We start from the raw sequence: 20,281 nt of genomic DNA, 5'->3' as shown, positions 1-20,281 counted from the left end.
GATTGTTATCAATTGTTAAAAATACTGATGAAATGCGCGTAAATGTTGCTTAATGTATCTGTTAAGTGACTGGACATGCGCCCGCTGCCGACTTCGGTCGAGCCTTCGGCCGGACAGTCGGAGGGCGGGGCATGGCGGAAGCGATTTATTCGCGGCGGTTCCTTCGCAGCTTGGATGTGGCGTCGTCGGCGCTGGCCGTTGGCGTTGTGGCGGCGTCATTTCCCGCCTGTCAGGCCTGGGCGGGCGATGTCGACGTGAACACGGCGAAGACCGTCGTCTACGGCAACAGCGACCCCAGCGATCCCCAGACGCTCGACACTTCCGCCTCTTCCAGCAACAACACATTGCGCCTTTTGACCGGCGCCAATGTCACCCAGAACGCCTATGGCGGATACGCCGATGCCACCACGCTGGAGGATGTCGCCAACTCCAACGTGTTGACCATGTCAGGCGGGACCGTCGACCAGAATGTTTATGGCGGCTACTCCAACCAGGGGAGCGCCAGTTCCAACACGGTCACAATCTCCGGCACCTCGGCCATTGCGGGAGACGTCATCGGCGGTTGGACCAACACAGGCAATGCCGAGAACAACACTGTCGACATCAGCGGCGGGGCCTTCGGTGCGGGCACCATCGTCGGAGGCCGCACCGAGAATATGGCGGCCTCAGGCAACACGGTGACGATCAGCGGCGGAACCTTCGCCTCGAGCATCATCGCCGGTGGCATCTCCGAAATGGGAGCGGTCACCGGTAACACGGTGACGATCAGTGGGGCGACGACGACATTCAGCAACAGCAACATGTCCCTGTATGGCGGCCTGTGTCAGACGATGTGCGCGGGCGGCGCGTTCTCGGGCAACACGCTCAACCTCAAGATCGCCGGCCTCACCGTCGGCACTCTGGCGGGCTTCCAGTACCTCAACTTCTATCTGCCGACGGCACTCTCCGCTGGCGACACCATGCTGAGGGTGACCAACTGGGCTTATCTCACCAACTTCAACAGTGTGTCGTCCGTCATCAACGTCGGCATCAATGGCGCTTCGTCGGCGCTTGACGTGGGCGACAGCGTTACGCTGATCCACGCCGGCACCCTGTCGTATAACGCCGGGCTCAACGGCACGGCGACCGGGGTGGGCATGCAGGGCGTGACGCTGAGCTATGTGTTCGACATCACAGCCACGTCGACCGACCTGATCGCCACCGTTCAGTCGGCCCCCACTGTCGCCGACCAGAGCAAGGTGGTGTCGGAGGGCTTCGTTTCCGGGGCGTCGCTGGTCAACGAGGGGGCCGATCTCGCCGCCGGCAAGGGCATGGCCAACGCCATCGGCGGCGCCGGGGCCGACTGGTCGCCCTTCGCGGCGGTGTCCGGTGGATCGATCCGCACCAACACCGGCTCGCATGTGGACGTCGACGGCGTGTCGCTGGTGGCCGGCCTGTCGCGCGGCGTCGACATCTCCATCGGCCGGCTGACGGCCGGCGCCTTCGCCGAGTTCGGCAGCGGCAACTACGACACCTTCAACGGCTTCGCCTCGGGCGACATTCGCGGCCACGGCAACAGCCACTATGTCGGCGGCGGCCTGCTGGGCCACCAGGATTTCCGCCCCATGGGGCCGGGGCATGCCTATGCCGAGGGTGCGGCCCGCGTCGGCGTCGCCAACAACAACTATTCGAGCGCCGACCTGACCTCGGGCGGCGTCGCGGCCGGCTACGACACGTCCTCGTCCTATTATGGCGTCAGCGCCGCCGTCGGCTACGTCTGGTCGGTCGGCGAGGCGATGACGGTGGATGTCAGCGGCAAGTATATCTGGTCGCGGCTCGGCTCCGACAGCGTGCAGCTCACCACCGGCGAGACGGTGGACTTCGAGGCGGTGACCTCCGAGCGCACCCGCCTCGGCGCCCGCGTCTCCTACGCCCTTTCCAACAAGGTCACGCCCTATGCCGGCGCGGCCTGGGAGCACGAGTTCGACGGCAAGGCCCGCGCCAGCACCAGCGGGTTCGCCATCGACGCGCCGTCAATGGCCGGCGACACCGGCATCTTCGAGGCAGGGCTAACGCTGAAGCCCTCCGACGACCTGCCGCTCTCCATCGACCTCGGCCTCCAGGGCTTCGTCGGCCAGCGCGAGGGCCTGGCCGGCAGCTTCCAGGCCAAGCTGGCGTTCTGAGACGGCAAGCGTGGACAGGTGCAAGGTCGGCGAGTCTCGCCTTTCAGGTGATTGATAGGTATATTTACGGCTGTATTTTTAGCATTGGACTGTACCTTTGGGTTCGGTCAGCGAGCATTCCCGCCATGAATGTCGTGTTTTTTGTCGCGATGTCTGCAACCTGTGCCTTTCGGGGCGTGGGGCCGATGCGTGCGCGGCTGGCGGCGGGATAGCCGCGATGCTGACGCACTCCCGCTACCAGACGCTTCAGGCGTTCATCGAAACCTCCAACAAGTGCCGGAACGAGGGTGAGCTCAGCGCCGTGTTCGGCGACCATCTCGCGCGCCTCGGCATAGACCAGTTCGTCTTCAGCTACGTGCACCATCAGAACGACATCGCCGGCCACGGCATGCTGTCGAACTATCCCGAGGACTGGCTCGACCATTATGTCGGGCACAACTACATGGCCTTCGATCCCGTCTACCGGCTGGCCTGGGAGAGGAGCTGCGTGTTCGACTGGGCGTCCATGGGCAAGACGCAACCGCTTTCCAGGGACGAGGCGCGGCTGATGAACGAGGCCGCCGACGCCGGTCTGAAATCCGGCGCCTCCGCCTCCATCCATCTCGGCTTTGGCAGTCTCATCGGCTTCGGTTTCGCCAGCCGGAGCCGGCAGTCGTTCGGCCGCGACCATCTCAGCACGCTCTACGCCATGGCCGGCCAGTTCCAGCTGGTCTACACCTCGCTCGTCCACAAGCCGGAGCGCCCGGAGGTCAAGCTGTCGGCCCGGCAGAAGGAGGTTCTGCGCTGGACGGCGACGGGAAAGACGCGCGCCGACATCGCCGAGATCATGGGCATCTCCGAGGACACCGTCGACGACCACCTGCGCCATGTCTTCCGCAAGCTGCGCTGCAACGACAAGGTGGTTGCCGTGCTGCGGGCGGTGCAGATCGGCGCTATTTCGATTTAAATCGTCGGCAATCCGGATGTGGCCCCCGGCGCGAGCTTTTCGCTAAATGGCTGATTCCTAGCGATCAACGAGGACTCGCATCCTGGTTGCACCACGGATTCCCGTGGTATTCAGGGTCGATTCCGCCGCTATTGTCGATCCCGCAAGGCGAGGAGGGACCTCGTTGACGCGATATTTTAGTACTAGGGCGCGAGCCGCAGGTCATAGTTTCACTGCAAATACTCAAGACGGCCGCTTCCGGACCACGGGGGCGGCTGTTCTTGTTGGATCCTCACGCCAGCGCTTGCCTTGCCGCGTCCAGCACGGCGCGCGAGAGTTCGGGGAACTGGCCGGAGACGAGGCGGCTGACTTGCCAGTAGAGCGTGACGTCCAGGCTGGCGCCGGGCACCAGCTCGACGAGGCGGCCCGTGGCGAGGTGGCCGGCGACGAGCTTGGTCGGGTTGAGGCCCCAGCCCATGCCGAGCAGGGCGGCGTCGACGAAGCCCTGCGTCGAGGGCAGCCAGTGGGTGGGGCCGGCGTCGGTGGCGCCCAGCGTCTGTCGCGCCCAGTCCCGCTGCAACCCGTCCTTCTGGTTGAAGGTGAGGGCCGGCGCGCGGGCCAGCGCCTCGGCCGTGACGCCATCCGGGAAATGGCGGGCCATGAAGGCGGGGCTGGCGGTGGCGTGATAGCGCAGGCGGCCGAGCGGGCTGACCTTGCAGCCGGCCACCGGCTTTGACAGCGAGGTGACGGCGGCGACCACGTGGCCGCGCCTGAGCCAGTCGGCGGTGTGGTCCTGATCGTCGACGGCGATCCTGAGCAGCGCATTGGACCGTTCGGCGAAGGCGGCGGCGGCCGGCATGAACCAGGTGCCCAGGCTGTCGGCGTTGACGGCGATGTCGAGCGTCAAGGGGGCGGACAGCGGGTCGCCGAGGCCGGGCAGGCGCTCCAGAAGGTCGCTTTCCAGCATGCCCACCAGCTCTATGTGGCGGCAGAGCCAGGCGCCCTTTTCGGTGGCGACGCAAGGATTGCCGCGCTCGATCAGCACCGCGCCGAGCCGCTCCTCCAGCTGCCGCACTCGCTGGGAGATGGCCGACGGCGTGACCGACAGCTGCCGCGCCGCCTTCTCGAAGCTGCCGGTGCGGACGATGGCGGCGACGGCCTGCGCGGCGGAATAGTCGATCATGATTAGCCCGGCTGAACTGAGGAACGGCAGATCAGATCTTCTAATCCCCAGCCGTGGCCAAGCGCAACGGAGAGGCCGGGCTCAGGCGCGGTGGCGCCCGATCTCGGCGACGGCGTGGTCGACGATGGCGCTGAGGGCGGCCTCCGACGCGCCATCCTGCGCCTGCACCGACATGCCCTGGATCATGGCGCCGACGAAGCGGGCGAGGGCCTGGGGATCGGTGTCCGGCTTCAACTGGCCCTCGGCGATGCCGCGCTCGATGCGCGCCCTGAGCCGGTCGATCGAGGCGGCCCTGAGGCCCTGGACATGGCGCGCCACCGGCTCGTTCTCGACGGCGCACGTCAGCACCGAGGTGGAGACCATGCAGCCGCGCGGCCGGCCGGGGCGGGTGAAGGTGTGCGCCGAGCCGGCGAGCAGGGCGGCCATTTCCGAGACCACGTCGCCCGCCTCGCCCAGGTCGGCGCCGGGGCTGCCGATGTGGGCCTGATACCAGGCGAGCGCCTCGCGGTAGAGGTCGGCCTTCGAGCTGAAGGCGGCATAGAGGCTCTGCGCCGTGATGCCCATGGCCCCGGTGAGGTCGGCGATGGACGTGCCTTCGTAGCCGTGCCGCCAGAAGGTTTCCACGGCCTTTTCCAGTGCCGCGTCGCGATCGAAGGAGCGGGGGCGGCCGCGCCGCGTGGCTTGTCCTTCATTTTTCACAATGGTCACTCTGGAATTACCTTCATGCCTGGGGTATTCAGGAATGGTCATTGTGATTATAGGAGATTGTCCGCCATGAGTCTCTCCGATATTTCCCCGGCCCGCATCGATGCGGCCATCGACAGGGCGCTCGCCGAACGGCGCGTCGTCGGCGCCGTCGTGCTGGTCGCCCAGGGCGGCGAGATCGTCCACCGCCGCGCCGCCGGCCATCTCGACCGCGAAGCGGGGGTGCCGATGCGCGAGGATGCGATCTTCCGCCTCGCCTCGATCACCAAGCCGCTGGTGACGGCGGCGGCCATGCGGCTCGTCGAGGAAGGGCGGCTCGACCTCGGCGCGCCGGCGACGACCTGGCTGCCGGACTTCCGCCCCGCCTTGCCGGACGGAACGGCGCCGGAGATCACCATCCACCAGCTTCTGACGCACACCGCCGGCCTCAGCTATGGCTTCCTGGAGCCGGTGGACGGCGCCTACCATCGGCTGAACGTCTCTGACGGCCTCGACCAGCCGGGCCTGTCGCTCGGCGACAACCTTGCGCGCCTCGCGGCGGCGCCGCTCTCCTTCGCGCCCGGCTCGGGCTGGCGCTATTCGCTTGGGCTCGACGTGCTCGGCGGCGTGCTGGAGGCCCTGGAGGGGCGAAGTCTCGCCGATATCGTCCGCGACCGGGTGACGACGCCGCTCGGGCTCGTCGACACCGACTTTACCGTCCGGGACGCCGGTCGGCTCGCCAAGCCCTACGCGGATGGCACCCCAGAGCCTGTCGCGATGACCGACGGCATGCGGGTGCCGATCTTCGGCACGGTGGCCCGTTTCGCGCCGTCGCGTGTTCTCGATGCCGCGTCCTACCCGTCGGGCGGCGCCGGCATGGCGGGTACCGCCGGGGACGTGCTGGCCTTCCTGGAGGCGATCCGCAAGGGCGGTGCGCCCATCCTCGATGCCGCGACGGTGGAGAGGATGGCGACCGATCAGGTCGGGACGGCGGCGGAGACGCAAGGGCCCGGCTGGGGCTTCGGCTATGGCTGGGCCGTGCTGGTCGATCCCGCGCCGACCGGTACGCCACAGGCGGCGGGCACGCTGCAATGGGGCGGCGCCTACGGCCACAGCTGGTTCGTCGACCGGGCCAACGCGCTCACCGTGGTGGCGCTGACCAACACCGCCTTCGAGGGAATGGCCGGCGCGGGCGCCTTCCCGGCCGAGATCCGCGACGCCGTCTACGGCCGGGAGCGACAGGCCTTGGCGGCGGAGTGATACCGTTTCCGTCGGGTTTCGACCTTTCGGGCGGAACCTGACGGAGCGGAAGCGCCCGACCGGGCGCCGGCCGGTCAGGCCGAAACCCGCTTGAGCCGCCCGCTTGAGCCGGATGGGTCCGGATCAAGCGGAACGCGTATGAGCCGGGCTCGTCAGCACATCATGAAGACGGGGAGGCGGGCGGCGGCCAGAACGTCGCGGGTGACGCCGCCGAGGATCGCCTCCCACAGCGCGCCGTGCTTGTAGGCGCCGATGAGCAGGCTGTCGGCGCCGAGCCGGTCGGCGGAGGCGAGCAGTTGCAGGCCGACGCTGCCGCTCTCACGCCGGAGCTCGATGCAGTCCACGGCGATGCCGAGTTCGGAAAAGAGCGCGCGGGCGGAGGAGAGGTAGTCGGCGCCGGGCTTTTGGACCGCGACCACCGTCACCTTGTCGGCGCGCCGTAGCCAGGGCAGCGCGGCGCGCACCGCCCGCTCGACCTGTTCGCCCGGTTTCCAGCCGACGACGATGTGGCGGCCGATGGCGCGCGCGGGGCGTAGCGTCGAGCCCGGCTCCGTCCTGGCGTCGGGCGGCGCCACCAGCAGCAGGCGCTTGGACCAGAACAGCGTGGCGTGGAAGGCGTCGCGGCCGTCGAGGCGCACCGGGTTGCCCATCACGACGAGGTCGGCGCGGGCGGTCTCGCGGGCGACCAGTTCCTCGACGTCGCCCTCCTCGCTCTGCCAGCCGACCGGCGCGTCCGGCCGGTCGGCGCGCCAGGCGTCGAAGGCGGCCCTGGTGCGGGCGAGGCGGTCGGCGACGGTGCCCTCGCGCAGCTCGCGCAATTGCTGGATGGCGATTTCCTCCGGCGGCACGAAGGCGAACCTGGGATTGAAGCCGACGTGGACGGCCGAGATCGAGGCGTCAAAGCCCTGCGCGGCGGCCAGCGCACAGTCGAGGCAGGTGGCGACCGTCTCCGGTTCCGGCAGCAGCGCGACGACGATCCTGGGGCGGGCTGTATCCTGGACGCTCATGGGCGCCTCCATCCGGCGAGGCCGTACCCCGCCGATCCGATGCCGAAACGGTAGTCCCCGGCCGCCGGGCTGTCAAAGCGACGTTGTGCAGGAACAGTCTGGCTAATCCGAGCTAAGCATCTTTAATTTGTCTAAACCGTTCGATGCGGCTAGGGGAACGCATCGAACGGGGGCGACAGTGGATTTCTCGGCTTACCTTTCACCTTATCTTGCCGGGCTCGGCATGGGCCTCAGCCTGATCGTCGCCATCGGCGCGCAGAACGCCTTCGTGCTCCGGCAGGGGCTGAAGGGTGGGCATGTCTTCGCCGTCTGCCTGACCTGCGCGCTGTCCGACGTGGCGCTGATCGTGCTCGGCGTCAGCAGCTTCTCGCGCATCGTCACGATGCTGCCCTGGCTCGATCCGGTGATGCGCTTCGGCGGCGCGGCCTTCCTGGGTTTTTATGGCCTAAGGAACATGATGTCGGCGCTGAAATCGCATGGCGCGCTGGACGCCGGCGGCGGCAACGGGGCGACGCCGCTCATGCCGACGCTTCTCGCCTGCCTTGCCATCACCTGGCTCAACCCGCACGTCTACCTCGACACGGTGGTGCTGCTCGGCACCATCTCCACCCAGTATCCCGGCGGCGAGGCGGCCTTTGCGCTTGGCGCCATGACCTCGTCCTTCGCCTTCTTCTTCTCGCTCGGCTATGGCGCGGCCAAGCTCCGCCCGATCTTCGCCCAGCCGACGGCCTGGCGGCTCCTCGAAGGCGCCATCGCCTTGATCATGTGGACGATCGCGGGGAGCCTGCTGTTGGGCGGCTGACCCTGCTCAGCTCCGGACGCGGATGAGGCGGGGAGGGCGGCCGAAGTGGTGGCGGAAGCGGGTCGAGAAGCTCGATGCGTGCTCGTAACCCAGTTCGAGGGCAATCGCCGACACGGACATGTCGGTGTCCCGCAGCAGGACGCGCGCGCGTTCCATCCGCTGCTTTTCGGCAAACTGCATGACCGACATGCCGTAGAGGTCGCGAAAGCCATATTGCAGCTTGGTGCGGTTGATGCCCACCTGCCGGCTGAGCGCCTGGATGTTGGGCGGAGCGGCGAGATTGCCGAGAAGGATGTCGCGCGCCTGCTCTATGGCAGCGATGTCATTCGGCGACAACCGCGCCGGTCGCTGCCGGTGATCGTCGGCGAGGCTCTCGAGCGACAGCAGCAGCGTCTTCTGCGCCAGCGTGGCGATGCGGGCGCCGCCCAATCCGCTTATCGGCTGGGTGGCGATGGTGTTGACCAGGGACCGGATCGGTTGGGTGAAGGCCAGTTCCTGGTACAGGAATGGGGCGCTGTCCTGATCCCGGCGTTCGACATGGTCTTCCAGGCGGAAGTTGAAGAAGTCCGACAGCCAGCGTGGGTCGCAGGCGATGGTGACGAAGCTCTGGCGCCGCTCCCGGGGGATGTGATCGACCATCATCCGGTCGGGCTGCATCATCAGGATGCCGGCACTGTGGTTGACGATCTCCGCCACCGCCGTGTCGTCGGCGCGGCTGTCGATCGAGACGTCGAAGTTGAAGTGGAAGCGAACGAGGCCGTCGTCGCTCACTTCGTAGTGCCGATCCTCGTGGAAGGCGCAGTCGGCTATCAGGATGGCGCAATCGGGCGTTCGCACGAAGCTCAGCGTGCCCTCGCCCTCGCTCTCGGATAACGTCTTGGTCGCAAACTCGTATCGGCCGCTATGCTTTCGGGTGATCTGGGACTCGTTGACAATATTTGCGCTTATAAGTTGAATAAAATTGTGCCATTGGAAAATATTGTCCACGAAAACAGTCCCTTATTTCCCTTTTATCATACTCAAGTTTTGCTCGCCAATGCGACAGGACCATCGCGTTTTCCGCGCCATTCTGCGATTGGCAAAGGTTTTCGTGCGTTTGGCGAAAGACCGCCGGCTCGGCAGCGTGCCCTAATCAACGATAAACGGATTCGTCTCCCCAACATTCTGCGCTTTGCGTTTGGGTGGGCGCCGCGCTGGATTGTTTTTGGGGGTTGTGATGGGGCGCTATGCTATCGGCGGTCGTTCAGTTCGTTCTGCGACTGGCAGGTTTGGTCTTTCCCGCGCACTGATGGCGTCGACGGCGCTGGTGCTGGTGACGACGCCGGCCGCCCTGGCCGAGACCAACTGGACGGGCAACCTCAACAACGAGTTCAACGTCTACGAGAACTGGGACAGCAACTTCAACGGTGGCGACCTCGTGATCGACGGGGCGCATAACGTGACGACGTCGTCGGCGACGATCGCCACCGATATCAACTCGGTCAACGCCCCTGGCTACGGACCGCGCTCGCTGGTGATCTCGGGGGGCGCCACGCTGACCAGCACGATCACGGGATACGCGGCCATCGCCATCGGCTGGTCGTCGGGCGTCACCTCCACCATGACGGTGACGGGGGCGGGCTCCAAGCTGGTGGTCGAAGGTACCGACGGCTCCTGGACCAACGTCGGCTTCAAGGACGGCGCGACCGGCATCCTCACCGTCTCCAACGGCGGCACCTTCGAGACCAACTACCATGTCGCCGTGGGGCAGGGCGCCGGCTCGACCGGCACGATTGAGGTCGACAACGGCACCCTCAACGTCCTGAACTCCGGCGAGCTCATCATCGGAAACGGCGACAACAGCACCGGCACCGTCAACATCGCCAACGGTTCGACCGCGAACCTCACCGGCCACGTCTTCGTCGGCAACGCCGATGGCGTCACGGGCAACCTCAACATCACCTCCGGCTCGAACGTGACGGTGGGCGGGCAGATCGTCGCGGGCGCCTACGCCGCCACCGGCGATATCACCGTCTCCGGTGGCTCGTCTCTCACCGTCGAGGATGCCGTGGTGCTTGCCTATGCCGGAGGTTCCTCCAGCACCCTCACCGTGACCGGCAGCGGCACCACGGCGACGCTGAAGAACGGCCTCTATGTCGGTTACGGCAACCTTGGAAAGACCGTGGTCTCGGAGGGTGCGAGCGTCACCGTCTCGGGCGAACTGGTGGTGGCCTATGATACCGGCTCGGCCGGCGAGCTGATCGTCACCGGCGCGGGCTCGACGCTCAAGGCCAACGGCACGGTCTACGTCGGCAACATGGGACCCGGCAGCCTCACGGTGTCCAACGGTGGCGCCTTGAACGCCGGAACGGTCGAGGTCGCCGCCGTCTCGGGGTCGACCGGCACGGTCGTCGTCGGCGCCGCCGAGGGCCAGACGGCGACATCGGCCGGCAAGCTGAACGTCGACACCCTGGCCTTCGGGGCCGGAACGGGCAAGCTGGTGTTCAACCACACCGACAGCGCCTATGTGCTGAGCGCGGCCGTGACCGGCGCCGGAGAGATCAAGTCGCTGTCGGGCGTCACCAGCCTCACCGGCGACTACAGCGCCTACACCGGCGCGGTGACGGTCTCCGGCGGCCTTCTGTCGGTGGATACGTCGAGCTTCACGCAGAACGCCTTCACCGTCAACGACGGCGGCGCGCTGCGCGTGACGGGCGCGGTGTCGAACGCAACCGATACGGTGACGCTGAACGGCGGCTCGCTGATCAACACCGGCTCGATCGACGGCAACAGGTTTGGCATCGAGCTCTCCAGCGGATACGCCAGCGCGATCACGACCTCAGGCTCGATCGACGGCGACCTGGCGGCGATCCATTACTCCGCTGGCGGCAACAGCCTGACCATTCTGTCCGGCGCCAGCTTCGGCAATGTGGTCGACTACAGCCTCACCAGCGGCAACACGACCAGCTTCGGCGACGGCAGCTTCTCGGTGCCTGTGGCCTACTACCTCGAGGCCAGCAACACGGTCACCCTGAGCAACACCCGCCAGACGGTGCTCTATTCGGCTGCCGCCTCCAGCAATGGCAAGATCAACGTGGTCGACGCGGGCACCGCTGCGTCGCAGTTCTCCAGCGTGCAGACGGTGACCTCGTCCATCGCCACGACGGCGGCCGACGTGCTGTCGGTCGATGTCGACCGCAGCGGCGGCATCTCGTCGCGGGTCGCCATGGCCTATGACGACGTCGAGCAGAAGAGCGAGGGCCAGAAGGCCATTTCGACCATGGTCGGCGAAGGGCTGGCGGTCGATCCCAATGGCACCCTGTTCTGGATGCGCGCTTTCGGCGGCGTCAGCCACGACGACTATTCCGACACGTCGGCCCGCCACTTCGGCTTGGCGTTCGGCGCCGACCACATCTTCGACACGACCCGAGTCGGCGTGATGGGCGGCGTCGGCAAGCTCAGGAACCAGAGCGGCGACGATACGGCCACGGCCTCGGGCGACACGGTGTTCGGCGGCGTCTACCTGCGCCAGCCGCTGTCGGACTTCACGCTCGACGCCTCGGTGGTCGCCGGCGGCATCTTTGCCGACACCACCCGCGAGGTCAACGCGGGCACGGAAACGGCCCGTGGCGACTACAACGGCTGGTTCGTCTCGCCGGAGATCGCCCTGTCGCGTGCCTATGCCCTGTCGGGCGGCTGGACGCTGACGCCGCGCGGCTCGGTGCGCTACACCTATGGTTCGTTCGAGGGCTACACCGAAACCGGCTCGACGATGAACCTGTCCTATGACGACCGCGAGACCCAGGCCGTCGAGGGCGCGTTCGAGCTGAAGCTCAGCAAGGCGCACCGGCTCGAAAGCGGCAAGGTGGCGACGCTGTCCGTGACGGCCGCGGCGCTCGACACCTACAACCTCGGCGACGCCGACCTCAACGCCTCGCTGTCGGGGACCGATCTCACGGTGTCCACCATGGGCGACCGCAACCAGTTCGGCGGTCGTTTCGGTCTCGGGGCCGAGCTGAAGCTGGATGCGAGCGCCACGCTGTTCGGCGGCGTTGCGGCCACCGGCTACACCGACGACAGTTGGTCCGTCACGGGCAATGCCGGGCTGAAGGTCCAGTTCTGATCCTGGCGCGGACGCGCCTTCGATGCGGGGGCGCCTCCGGGCGCCCCCGTCTTGCTGTCCGGCCTCGGCGGGGGCGGGAGCCGATTCCCCGGCCGAAGCTATTTCCTCGCACAGAGATAGGGCTTATTCGGTGGGTGTGACCTTACCGGTTTCGCTTGGGGGAGAGTTTGGAATGCTTCTGTCGACGTCTCGCGCCTTTTGTCGCCGTTCCGGGCTGACGCTGGTCCTGGCCCTGGCGGTCGGGGGAGCGCCCGGCACCCTCCTCGCTCAGACGCCGAAGGCAAAGCCCCCGACGGCCTCTCAGGTGGACGCGCCCCAGGAGACGACGGCGACCTACGGCGACTGGGTGTTGCACTGCGCCCGCTCCGGCCCCGTGGCGACCGCCGACGCCAACACCAAGACGGACGCCGCGCCGACGACAAGTTGCGAAGTGGTGCAGACGATCACGACCGACGGACAGACGGCGCCGGTGGCCAAACTGGCCTTCGGCTATCCGACGATGGAGGCCGAGCAGCTGGTGGTCACCGCCGTCCTGCCGGTGAACGTGGCGCTGCCCGGCCGCGTCGGCCTTTCCGGCAATGGCAAGGCCGGCGACGAGGAGAGGGGCGCGCAGGCCCTGGCCTGGAGCGCGTGTCTTCCCGGCGGGTGTTACGCCCGAGCCAACGTCGAGGCCGGCGTGATCGACGTGGCCAGGAAGGAAAAGACCGGCGCTCTGCGCTTCGTCAGTGCGCAGGGACAGACCGTCGTCATCACCCTCTCGTGGGCCGGCTTCGCCTCGGCGATCACCGCGCTCGACGCCTACGTCAAGGCGCACTGACAGGCTCTCGGCCGGCTGCCCGCCGATGCGGAGGGCAGAGCGGTTATGCCCGGACCGTCAGCGCGGCCAGTACTGGTCGAACATGCAGGACGGCCAGGGATCGTCTTCGCCGGGCGGCATGTTGAACACCGGCGCCTCGCCGGTGGCCTTCTGGCGGGCCCGTTCCTCGGCGGTGAGCGAGGAGAGAAACAGAAAGACGAACAGGTTGCCGGCGGCGCGGAGGACGCGGGCCGGCAGGGACGGAAGGCGCGAGGCGCCTTCCGTGTTGGCGTGAGACCGGACGAAGGTCACGGGGAAAGTTCCTCGAGCGCGCGGCCCTTGGTCTCGATGGCGAACAGCAGGGTGACCATGGCGCCCACCACCAGCACGCCGGCGAAGGCGGCGAACACCACGCCGATGCCGGAGGCGGCCATGATCCAGCCGACCACCAGCGGGCCCGTCGACGAGCCGAGCCGGAGCCAGGCGCTGCCGAGGCCGGTGCCGAGCGCCCGCATGCGGGTCGGGTAGAGTTCGGCCGAGTAGAGGTAGAGCGAGAAGGTGATGGTCTGGATGATGGCGTAGGACAGGCCGGCGCAGACCAGCACCTGTTCGGCGGTGGCGGCGCCGGTCCAGGCCAGCACCAGGAGCGGCACCGGGGCGGCGAGGAAGGCGGCGGTGTACCAGCGCTTGCGGCCGACCTTGTCGATCAGGAGGGCGCAGGCGACCGAGGCGACGACGCCCATCACCGAGGTGGTCAGGCCGTAGCTGATGCTGGTTTCGAGCGGCAGCTTGTAGGTCTGGCGGTAGAGCGTCGGCAGCCAGGTGATCATGCCGTTGGCCACCATGTAGGAGGTGAACCACATGGCCCAGATGGTCAGCGTGCGACGGCGGTAGATGCCCTGGAACAGCTCGCGCCAGTTGGACTGGCACTTTTCGGAGGCGTCGGTCACCGGCTTCGGCTCTTCGAGCGCGTGACCACGGGAGACGGCGCTCCGCTCCAGGTCGGCGACGATGGCGTCGGCCTCGGCGACGCGGCCCTTGGCGGCGAGCCAGCGCGGCGATTCCTTCATGAAGAAGCGGAAGGGGATCAGCACGAAGGCGGGCACCAGGCCGACGATGAACATCGCCCGCCAGCCGTAGGTCGGCACCAGACCGCGCGCGATCATGCCGGCGGCGACCAGACCGAACAGGAACATCACCTCATAGAGCAGGAAGAAGCGCCCCCGGCCGCGCGAGCCGATGTACTCGTTGATGTAGGCCGAGGCGACGGGCACTTCGCCGCCAGTGCCGATGCCTTGCAGGAAGCGCAGCACCATCATGGTCAGCGCGCCGGCCGCGAACAGGCAGGCGACATCCATGCTGACGAACAGCAGGATGGTGAACAGCAGCACCTTGAGGCGGCCGATCCGCTCGGCCAGCCAGCCGAAGAAGATGGCGCCGATAAGCTGGCCGATGTAGCCGGCCGACAGGATCATGCCGGTTTCGGACGGCGACAGGCCCCATTCCCTGACGAGGACGGGCATGGCGTAGGCGATGCAGATGACGGTGTAACCGTCGAAGAAGGTTGCCGCGCCGATGATGTTTCGGGTCCAGAAGACCCGTGGGGTGATCGGCAGTCGCTCAATTCGGGCGCTGATGTTGGCGCGGTCGAGGACGGTGGCATTGCCCGGCGCGTCCGACGGGACGTGCGAAAGCGTGGATGCCGGCGTGGACATCTCGTGTTCCTCCCTTGATCTCTTTGCTCACCAGAAGGGCGACCTCATGGGCGCCTCGACAGTGCCTCCAGCGCGTTCCTGCCCTTGTGCAGGCATTCCTCCGCCAGCCGCAATCCCTCTCTCCGGTGCGATTGGGTTCCGAATGGAAAGGACCGGCGCCTCCGCGCCGGTCCTCCCGTGTTCGATCAGATCAGGCCCGACGCCTTCAGGGCGGCGGCGATCTCTTCGTAGGCGCCCGGGGCGAGCGCCTTCAGCGGCTCGCGGACGGTGGCGTCCTTGATCTTGCCGCGGGCGAGCAGGCCCAGCTTGAGGGCGACGGTGCCTTCCATGTGCGAACCGCGATGGTAGACCGTCTTGGTGATCGGCAGCAGCTTGTCGTGGATGGCCTTGGCGGCGTCGTAGTCGTGCGCCTTGCCGGCCTTGATGTACTCGACCAGCGGCTCGGGGGCGAGACCACCGTAACCAACCAGCAGGCCGTCGATGTCGAACATCGTCGGCAGCAGCCACTCGTCATGGCAGGACAGGATCTGCAGCTTCGGGTTGGCCTTCTTGATCTCGGGAATCTCGGTGTACCAGCGCTTCATGTTGCGCACGCCGTTCTTGGTGGCGACGACGCCGGGCTGGCAGGCGATCTCGAGCTGCGTCTCGAGGTCATAGGAGGCCTTGGTGGCGTCCGGATACTGGAACAGGATCTCCTGCAGGCCGGACTCTTCCCAGATGGCCTTGTAGCGGGTCTGGGGCGCGCCCTTCTGGAAGCCGAAACGCAGCCAGCCGTGGTTCGGGTAGACCAGCGCGCCGGTGGCGCCGGCGTCCTTGCACTTGCGGGCTTCCTTGGCGGCCACCTGCGTGCCCTCGCCGACGATGCCGGTGATGATCGGCAGCTTGTCGCCAACGGTGTCCTTGTAGAGGCGGATCATCTCGAGCCGCTCGTCCTCGGTGAGGAAGGTGCCTTCACCGGCATGGCCGAGGATGACGAGGCTCTTCACGCCCTCGACAGAGGCCAGCCACTTGGCGAGGTCGGCGTTGGCATCGAAGTCGACGGAGCCGTCGGCCTTGAAAAGGGTTACGGGCGCGGGGTTGAGGCCGCGAAGGTCCATGACGTCCATTATCTTCCTCCCTGAGCGGGCGATTTCGAGAACTGGAACCGGCGGGGCGATCTATAAGATCGTTACCGGGAACGTTCCCAAGTTAGGACTTGTGCTCCTGCCCTGTCAAGCGCTATCGGTGTAGGGACGATTGCAGAGAAGCGAGGCGAACGTGGTTGCGAAAGATCAGGCGACGGAGCGTCAGGGCCGCGTCACCATTCTCGACGTGGCCGCTGTCGCCGGCGTGTCCAAGTCCACGGTGTCGCGCATTCTCGACGAGCGGCTGCCGCGCTCGGACAGCGACACGGCGCGGCGCGTCCGGCAGGTGGCCGCCGATCTCGGCTATTTCCGCGACGTGTCGGCGGCCAGCCTCCGGCGCGGCAAGACGGGCACCATCGGCGTCATCGTGCCGCGTCTCACCGACACCGTCATGGCCATGCTCTACGAGGCCGTCGCCCAGGCCTGCGCCAAGCGCGGGCTGTTCGCCATCGTCGCCACCACCAACGACGACCCGGCGGCCGACCGGGCGGCGGCGGAGCGCCTGATGAGGCAGGGCGTCGACGGACTCGTGCTGTCGACGACCCGCGACGACGACGACATGGCGCAGGAACTGGCCGACCGTGGCATCAGCTACGTGCTGACGCTCAGGACGGACGGCAAGAGCCTGTCGTCGGTGGGCGACGACGACTTCGGCGGCTATCTCGCGACGCGGCATCTCCTCGATCTCGGCCACCGCCGGATCGGCATCATCGCCGGCCCCGACTATGCGTCGAGTTCGCGCGGGCGCCTGGAGGGCTATCGCCGGGCCATGGCCGAGGCGAACATAGCCGTCGACCCCGCCTGGGTGGCGCCGTCGAGTTTCGACATCGACACCGGAGGCGCGGCGGCCGAACGGCTGATGACCGGCGCCAACCCGCCGACCGCGATCTTCGCCATCAACGACAACACCGCCATCGGCGCCATGTCGAAGCTGACGCAGATGGGCCTTTCGGTGCCCGAGGACGTGTCGCTGGTCGGCTACAACGACATTCCCATCGTCTGCCGGCTGCCGACGCCGCTCACCACGGTGCGCGTGCCCTTCGACCAAGTGGCCATCGCGGCGCTCGACCTTCTGGAGGCGAGCCCGCCGTCGGCCGCCGATCGCATTCGCAGAGTGACGCCGACGCTCATCCCGCGCAAATCCACCGTGCCGCCGAAGAGGGGCACCTGAGGGCGGACGGAACGGAGCGCGCCGTTCAAGTGTCCCTGGGGCGCCTGATCGAGCTCGACGAGTACGCCGCTATTCTGTGCCTCGGTCTTTCATATGGAATGGCGCGGCCGATCGGGGCAATATGCGGCGACAGATAGCGCCGTTGTGCCGAGTCCCCAAGGAGAATGTCATGCCGCACGTCGTCGTCAAAATGAAGGAAGGCCGCAGCGAAGAGCAGAAGCAGCGGCTGGCCGAGCTGGTGACCAAGGCGATCATGGACGGCGCCGGCTGCAAGGACAGCGCCGTTTCCGTCGCCATCGAGGACATCCCCTCGGACGACTGGGTGAGCACGGTCTACCGGACGGAGATCGAGCCGCAGATGGATACGCTCTACAAGAAACCGGGTTACAAGCCGGACTGAGAGGGGCCCGACGACGGTCGCTCGCGCCCGTCCGCAAGACGAGGCGAGAGGCCGGTATCGGCCACCTCGGGGCCTGGGCCGGGAGATGGTGCGTCCATCTCGCCGGCTTTCGGGGCCTCCATTGGAATCGAGATGATCGACAGCGATCGGGAAGAACCTTGCGCCGCGCCGGCCGTTCCCGCCGGCATGGCGCCTGACGTGGCGGGCTATGCCTGGGCGCGTGACACCATCGGCGAGGCCGGCGCCGCCGTCTATCGCCTCTCGGGCAAGCCCGGCGCGCCCGACCTCTACCTCAAGCACGGCCGCGACGCGGTGGCCGACGCCATCGCCGAGGAGATGGCGCGGCTGCGCTGGCTCGCCGGCCGCTTGCCGGTGCCGCGCCTCGTCCGCTTCGACTGCACGGCCGACGAGGCGTGGCTGCTGACGACGGCCATTACCGGCCGCACGGCCTATCAGGTGCTCGCCTCCGACCCCGCCGGCCGCCCGGCCGTGGTCGACGCGCTCGCCGTCTTTCTTCGCCGCCTGCACGCCATTCCCGTGGCGGCCTGCCCGTTCATCGGCGACCACGTCCACCGGCTCGCCATCGCTCGCGCCCGCATCGACGCCGGCCTCGTCGACGCCGGCGACTTCGACGAGGAGCGGGCCGGCTGGACGGCCGAACAGGTGTGGGAGGGGCTGCAAGGCCTCGTGCCGTTCGCCGCCGATCCGGTGGTGGCCCATGGCGATTGCTCGCTCGACAATCTGATCGTCGAGAGACACGCGGTGGTCGGCTCGATCGACGTCGGCCGCGCCGGCGTCGCCGACCGCTACCAGGACCTCGCCATCCTCTGGAACTGCCTCGACGAGTTCGGCCCGGCCATGCAGCGCCGCCTGTTCCGCGCCTACGGCATCGCCACGCCGGACGAGCGCAAGCTGCGGTTCCACCTGATGCTGGACGAGCTGTTTTAGGGGCGCTTGAGATGGAGGGCGGGCGTCGGCATGGGGGGAGGGGTCGCCGTGCGAGCGGCCAATGGGAGACCGATATCGGCGTTGCGCCCCTTCCGGCACGAGGTCCTCGCCTGCGCAAGGATGACAACTTGATAGAAAGGAGAGACTGCTGGAGTGCGCGCCATACAGCGTGATGCCGCATGAGCGGCAAGCGTTGCGGATGACGGCGCGATGAAAGAGTGCTCCACCTAACCGATTGTCATCCCTATATATAATGCTGTCATCCTTGCGCAGGCGAGGACCTCGGGCAGGATGGAGCGATCGGCCGATATAGGTCGCCACTTTTCATCGGCGGCACTCGGATTTCCGACCCTGTCCGTCCGCTCTTCCCTCGTGTAGGGTGCCGGCTTCTTTCAACAGCGGGTGTTTCTACATGCTTCCCTGGGTAAAGCTTGGCTCCGTTGCCACCGAAGACGGCGTCGAGTTGCGGCTGATGCGGCGCGGCACTGAATTTTCCATCATGCTCGGCACCAACGAGCTGATGAACTCGCGCCTCTCCGGTTCGGAGGAGGCGCTGGCGACGCTGGCGACGACCGAGCTGGTCGGGCGGCCCGAGCCGCGGGTGCTGATCGGCGGCCTCGGCATGGGCTTCACGCTGCGCGCCGCGCTCCGCACGCTTCCCGAAGATGCCCGCGTCACCGTGGCCGAGCTGATGCCTGCGGTGGTTGAATGGGCCAAGGGGCCGATGGCCGAGGTGTTCGCCGGCAGCCTCGAGGACCCGCGCGTCATCGTCCGCCAGGAGGACGTGGGCGTGGTGATCCGCTCCGCCGCCCGCACGTGGGACGCCATCCTGCTTGATGTCGACAACGGCCCGGAGGGCCTGACGCGGCAGGGCAACGACACGCTCTATTCCACCGCCGGCCTCACCGCGACCTTGCAGGCGCTGAAGCCCGGCGGCGTCTTCACCATGTGGTCGTCGGCCCCCGACCCCGCCTTCACCCGCCGCCTCAAGAAGGTAGGCTTCACGGTGACCGAGGTGCCGACGCGCGCCGGCAAGAAGCGCGGCGCGCGGCACATGATCTGGGTGGCGGTGAAGTAGGGGGATCACTCCTCAGGCGGCAGGCGATTGGCTGCGTGGTCCTGCTCCAGGTCGGTCTTGATGGCGTTACCGTCCTGGCCGCGCGCCTTGGGGTGCAACTGCTTGTCGCGGTTGGACAGGATGTCGTTGTCGCCCACCAGATCCTTGTCGAGCTCGGTCATGGCGCCGGTGCCATCGCCCTTGCCCTGCGTTCCCTTGCCGAAATGCTTGTTGTCGCCCTTGCCGCTGGCCATCGAGCCCTCCTTCGCGTTCGGGGTTGGGCCTGGCGGACGAAGCGGGCCGCCAACGCCAGACCGAACACTACCAACCCCCAAGGCCGGCTTTTGTTCCGGAGCATTCGTGGGAGTGGCGGAGAAAGTCGTCACGCTGATGGGTGGGACAACGACATGAGACAACGAAGCTTTGCACTGCTTATTTCCCGCGACGTCGTCCCGTTGCTTTCCGATTGAGCAGTCCTTCAAGCCTCATGTCCTCTTCGGCATCGCCGGTCGTGTACTCAAAGAAAATTACGTCAGCACGCCCATGCTCATCGCTGCCTGGAGTGGATCTGATGTGCTTGCTCGCGAATGCGGCCTCCAAGACTTGGGCCTCGGTCATTCCAAGGTGAGCCATCAAGTGAAGTGCTGTTCGTCTGCCACTGTCCTGGTCTCCCTTAGCCTGTTGCAGATATGTTTCCAGGGCCTTGCGGTGTCGCCTGCGTTTCAAGAGATATGAAGCCCATGCCCACACCGCGACAATGGCCGTCGCGATGGCGGCAAGATTGGCAATGATGGCGGTGGCGCTTTCCATCGATTTCATCTCCAGATTGTGCCGCCAAGATATGTCATTCGACAGGCTTTTGTAGTGGCCAATAGCCATTTGAGTGGGGCGCCGCTTGCCTTTGCGCGGCCGCCTTCATCTTGATGAAATCCGTCCGGACACGCT

General features: G+C 66.9%; 19 protein-coding genes. 10 read left to right on the top strand and 9 right to left on the bottom strand.

Going from position 1 to position 20,281, the window contains the following annotated elements:
- Window positions 1-131: 131 nt before the first annotated feature.
- Window positions 132-2,162: an autotransporter outer membrane beta-barrel domain-containing protein gene (locus tag M4J40_RS07700; protein WP_251753405.1), complete on the top strand. Its 2,031-nt coding sequence runs from the start codon at window positions 132-134 to the stop codon at window positions 2,160-2,162.
- Between the two features lie 217 nt (window positions 2,163-2,379).
- The gene (locus M4J40_RS07695) at window positions 2,380-3,108 is read left to right on the top strand and encodes an autoinducer binding domain-containing protein (RefSeq protein ID WP_251753402.1); all 729 of its coding nucleotides are present in this window, start codon (window positions 2,380-2,382) and stop codon (window positions 3,106-3,108) included.
- Between the two features lie 271 nt (window positions 3,109-3,379).
- Here the strand turns inward: M4J40_RS07695 and M4J40_RS07690 are convergent, their stop codons facing one another.
- Entirely contained in the window at window positions 3,380-4,270 is an 891-nt protein-coding gene (locus M4J40_RS07690; protein WP_251753400.1) for a LysR family transcriptional regulator ArgP, read from the bottom strand.
- Window positions 4,271-4,351: 81 nt separating this feature from the next.
- Window positions 4,352-4,978 (bottom strand): TetR/AcrR family transcriptional regulator, encoded by a 627-nt coding sequence (locus tag M4J40_RS07685; protein WP_405030724.1) that lies wholly within the window; start codon window positions 4,976-4,978, stop codon window positions 4,352-4,354.
- Window positions 4,979-5,044: 66 nt separating this feature from the next.
- On the opposite strand from M4J40_RS07685, the gene M4J40_RS07680 reads away from it, so the two are divergent.
- The gene (locus tag M4J40_RS07680; protein ID WP_251753398.1) at window positions 5,045-6,214 is read left to right on the top strand and encodes a serine hydrolase; all 1,170 of its coding nucleotides are present in this window, start codon (window positions 5,045-5,047) and stop codon (window positions 6,212-6,214) included.
- A gap of 152 nt (window positions 6,215-6,366) precedes the next feature.
- Here M4J40_RS07680 and M4J40_RS07675 read toward each other — a convergent pair whose 3' ends face one another.
- Window positions 6,367-7,221 carry a universal stress protein gene (locus M4J40_RS07675; protein ID WP_251753397.1) on the bottom strand — a complete coding sequence of 285 codons (855 nt, stop codon included), beginning with the start codon at window positions 7,219-7,221 and terminating at the stop codon, window positions 6,367-6,369.
- A gap of 223 nt (window positions 7,222-7,444) precedes the next feature.
- On the opposite strand from M4J40_RS07675, the gene M4J40_RS07670 reads away from it, so the two are divergent.
- The gene (locus M4J40_RS07670) at window positions 7,445-8,023 is read left to right on the top strand and encodes a LysE/ArgO family amino acid transporter (RefSeq protein WP_251754240.1); all 579 of its coding nucleotides are present in this window, start codon (window positions 7,445-7,447) and stop codon (window positions 8,021-8,023) included.
- Between the two features lie 6 nt (window positions 8,024-8,029).
- On the opposite strand, the gene M4J40_RS07665 is transcribed toward M4J40_RS07670, so the two are convergent.
- Window positions 8,030-8,860 (bottom strand): AraC family transcriptional regulator, encoded by an 831-nt coding sequence (locus M4J40_RS07665; RefSeq protein WP_251753394.1) that lies wholly within the window; start codon window positions 8,858-8,860, stop codon window positions 8,030-8,032.
- A 379-nt stretch (window positions 8,861-9,239) separates the two neighbouring features.
- Here M4J40_RS07665 and M4J40_RS07660 point away from each other — a divergent pair, with 379 nt between their 5' ends.
- Together M4J40_RS07660 and M4J40_RS07655 are read left to right on the top strand one after the other, a co-directional pair.
- Window positions 9,240-12,125, top strand: a complete 2,886-nt coding sequence (locus M4J40_RS07660) for an autotransporter domain-containing protein (RefSeq protein ID WP_251753392.1) — start codon at window positions 9,240-9,242, stop codon at window positions 12,123-12,125.
- 172 nt (window positions 12,126-12,297) lie between these two features.
- Entirely contained in the window at window positions 12,298-12,942 is a 645-nt protein-coding gene (locus M4J40_RS07655; protein ID WP_251753390.1) for an invasion associated locus B family protein, read from the top strand.
- Window positions 12,943-12,999: 57 nt separating this feature from the next.
- On the opposite strand, the gene M4J40_RS07650 is transcribed toward M4J40_RS07655, so the two are convergent.
- From M4J40_RS07650 to M4J40_RS07640, 3 genes are all read right to left on the bottom strand, one after another.
- Window positions 13,000-13,233 carry a hypothetical protein gene (locus M4J40_RS07650; RefSeq protein WP_251753388.1) on the bottom strand — a complete coding sequence of 78 codons (234 nt, stop codon included), beginning with the start codon at window positions 13,231-13,233 and terminating at the stop codon, window positions 13,000-13,002.
- A complete protein-coding gene (locus tag M4J40_RS07645; RefSeq protein WP_251753386.1) occupies window positions 13,230-14,636 on the bottom strand; it encodes an MFS transporter in 1,407 nt (468 codons plus the stop codon). Before M4J40_RS07645 ends, M4J40_RS07650 begins: the two co-directional genes overlap by 4 nt.
- Before the next feature lie 185 nt (window positions 14,637-14,821).
- On the bottom strand, window positions 14,822-15,742 hold the full coding sequence (locus M4J40_RS07640) for a dihydrodipicolinate synthase family protein (RefSeq protein WP_251753385.1): 921 nt from the start codon (window positions 15,740-15,742) through the stop codon (window positions 14,822-14,824).
- A 151-nt stretch (window positions 15,743-15,893) separates the two neighbouring features.
- Here M4J40_RS07640 and M4J40_RS07635 point away from each other — a divergent pair, with 151 nt between their 5' ends.
- The 4 genes from M4J40_RS07635 to M4J40_RS07620 all read left to right on the top strand — a co-directional run bounded on the left by M4J40_RS07635 (window position 15,894) and on the right by M4J40_RS07620 (window position 19,357).
- On the top strand, window positions 15,894-16,931 hold the full coding sequence (locus M4J40_RS07635; RefSeq protein WP_251753384.1) for a substrate-binding domain-containing protein: 1,038 nt from the start codon (window positions 15,894-15,896) through the stop codon (window positions 16,929-16,931).
- A gap of 169 nt (window positions 16,932-17,100) precedes the next feature.
- Complete coding sequence (locus M4J40_RS07630; RefSeq protein WP_251753383.1) at window positions 17,101-17,331, top strand: tautomerase family protein; 231 nt, start codon at window positions 17,101-17,103, stop codon at window positions 17,329-17,331.
- A gap of 132 nt (window positions 17,332-17,463) precedes the next feature.
- The gene (locus M4J40_RS07625; RefSeq protein ID WP_251753382.1) at window positions 17,464-18,279 is read left to right on the top strand and encodes an APH(3')-I family aminoglycoside O-phosphotransferase; all 816 of its coding nucleotides are present in this window, start codon (window positions 17,464-17,466) and stop codon (window positions 18,277-18,279) included.
- Between the two features lie 412 nt (window positions 18,280-18,691).
- Window positions 18,692-19,357 (top strand): spermidine synthase, encoded by a 666-nt coding sequence (locus M4J40_RS07620; RefSeq protein WP_251753381.1) that lies wholly within the window; start codon window positions 18,692-18,694, stop codon window positions 19,355-19,357.
- A gap of 5 nt (window positions 19,358-19,362) precedes the next feature.
- On the opposite strand, the gene M4J40_RS07615 is transcribed toward M4J40_RS07620, so the two are convergent.
- Together M4J40_RS07615 and M4J40_RS07610 are read right to left on the bottom strand one after the other, a co-directional pair.
- Window positions 19,363-19,590, bottom strand: coding sequence for a hypothetical protein (locus M4J40_RS07615; RefSeq protein ID WP_251753380.1), 228 nt, complete (start codon window positions 19,588-19,590; stop codon window positions 19,363-19,365).
- A 178-nt stretch (window positions 19,591-19,768) separates the two neighbouring features.
- Window positions 19,769-20,146, bottom strand: coding sequence for a hypothetical protein (locus M4J40_RS07610; RefSeq protein ID WP_251753379.1), 378 nt, complete (start codon window positions 20,144-20,146; stop codon window positions 19,769-19,771).
- Window positions 20,147-20,281: the final 135 nt, after the last annotated feature.

The organism is Pleomorphomonas sp. JP5 (genome assembly GCF_023721815.1).
Classification (GTDB): Bacteria; Pseudomonadota; Alphaproteobacteria; order Rhizobiales; family Pleomorphomonadaceae; genus Pleomorphomonas.
This window is presented reverse-complemented; position numbering and strand designations above follow the sequence as displayed.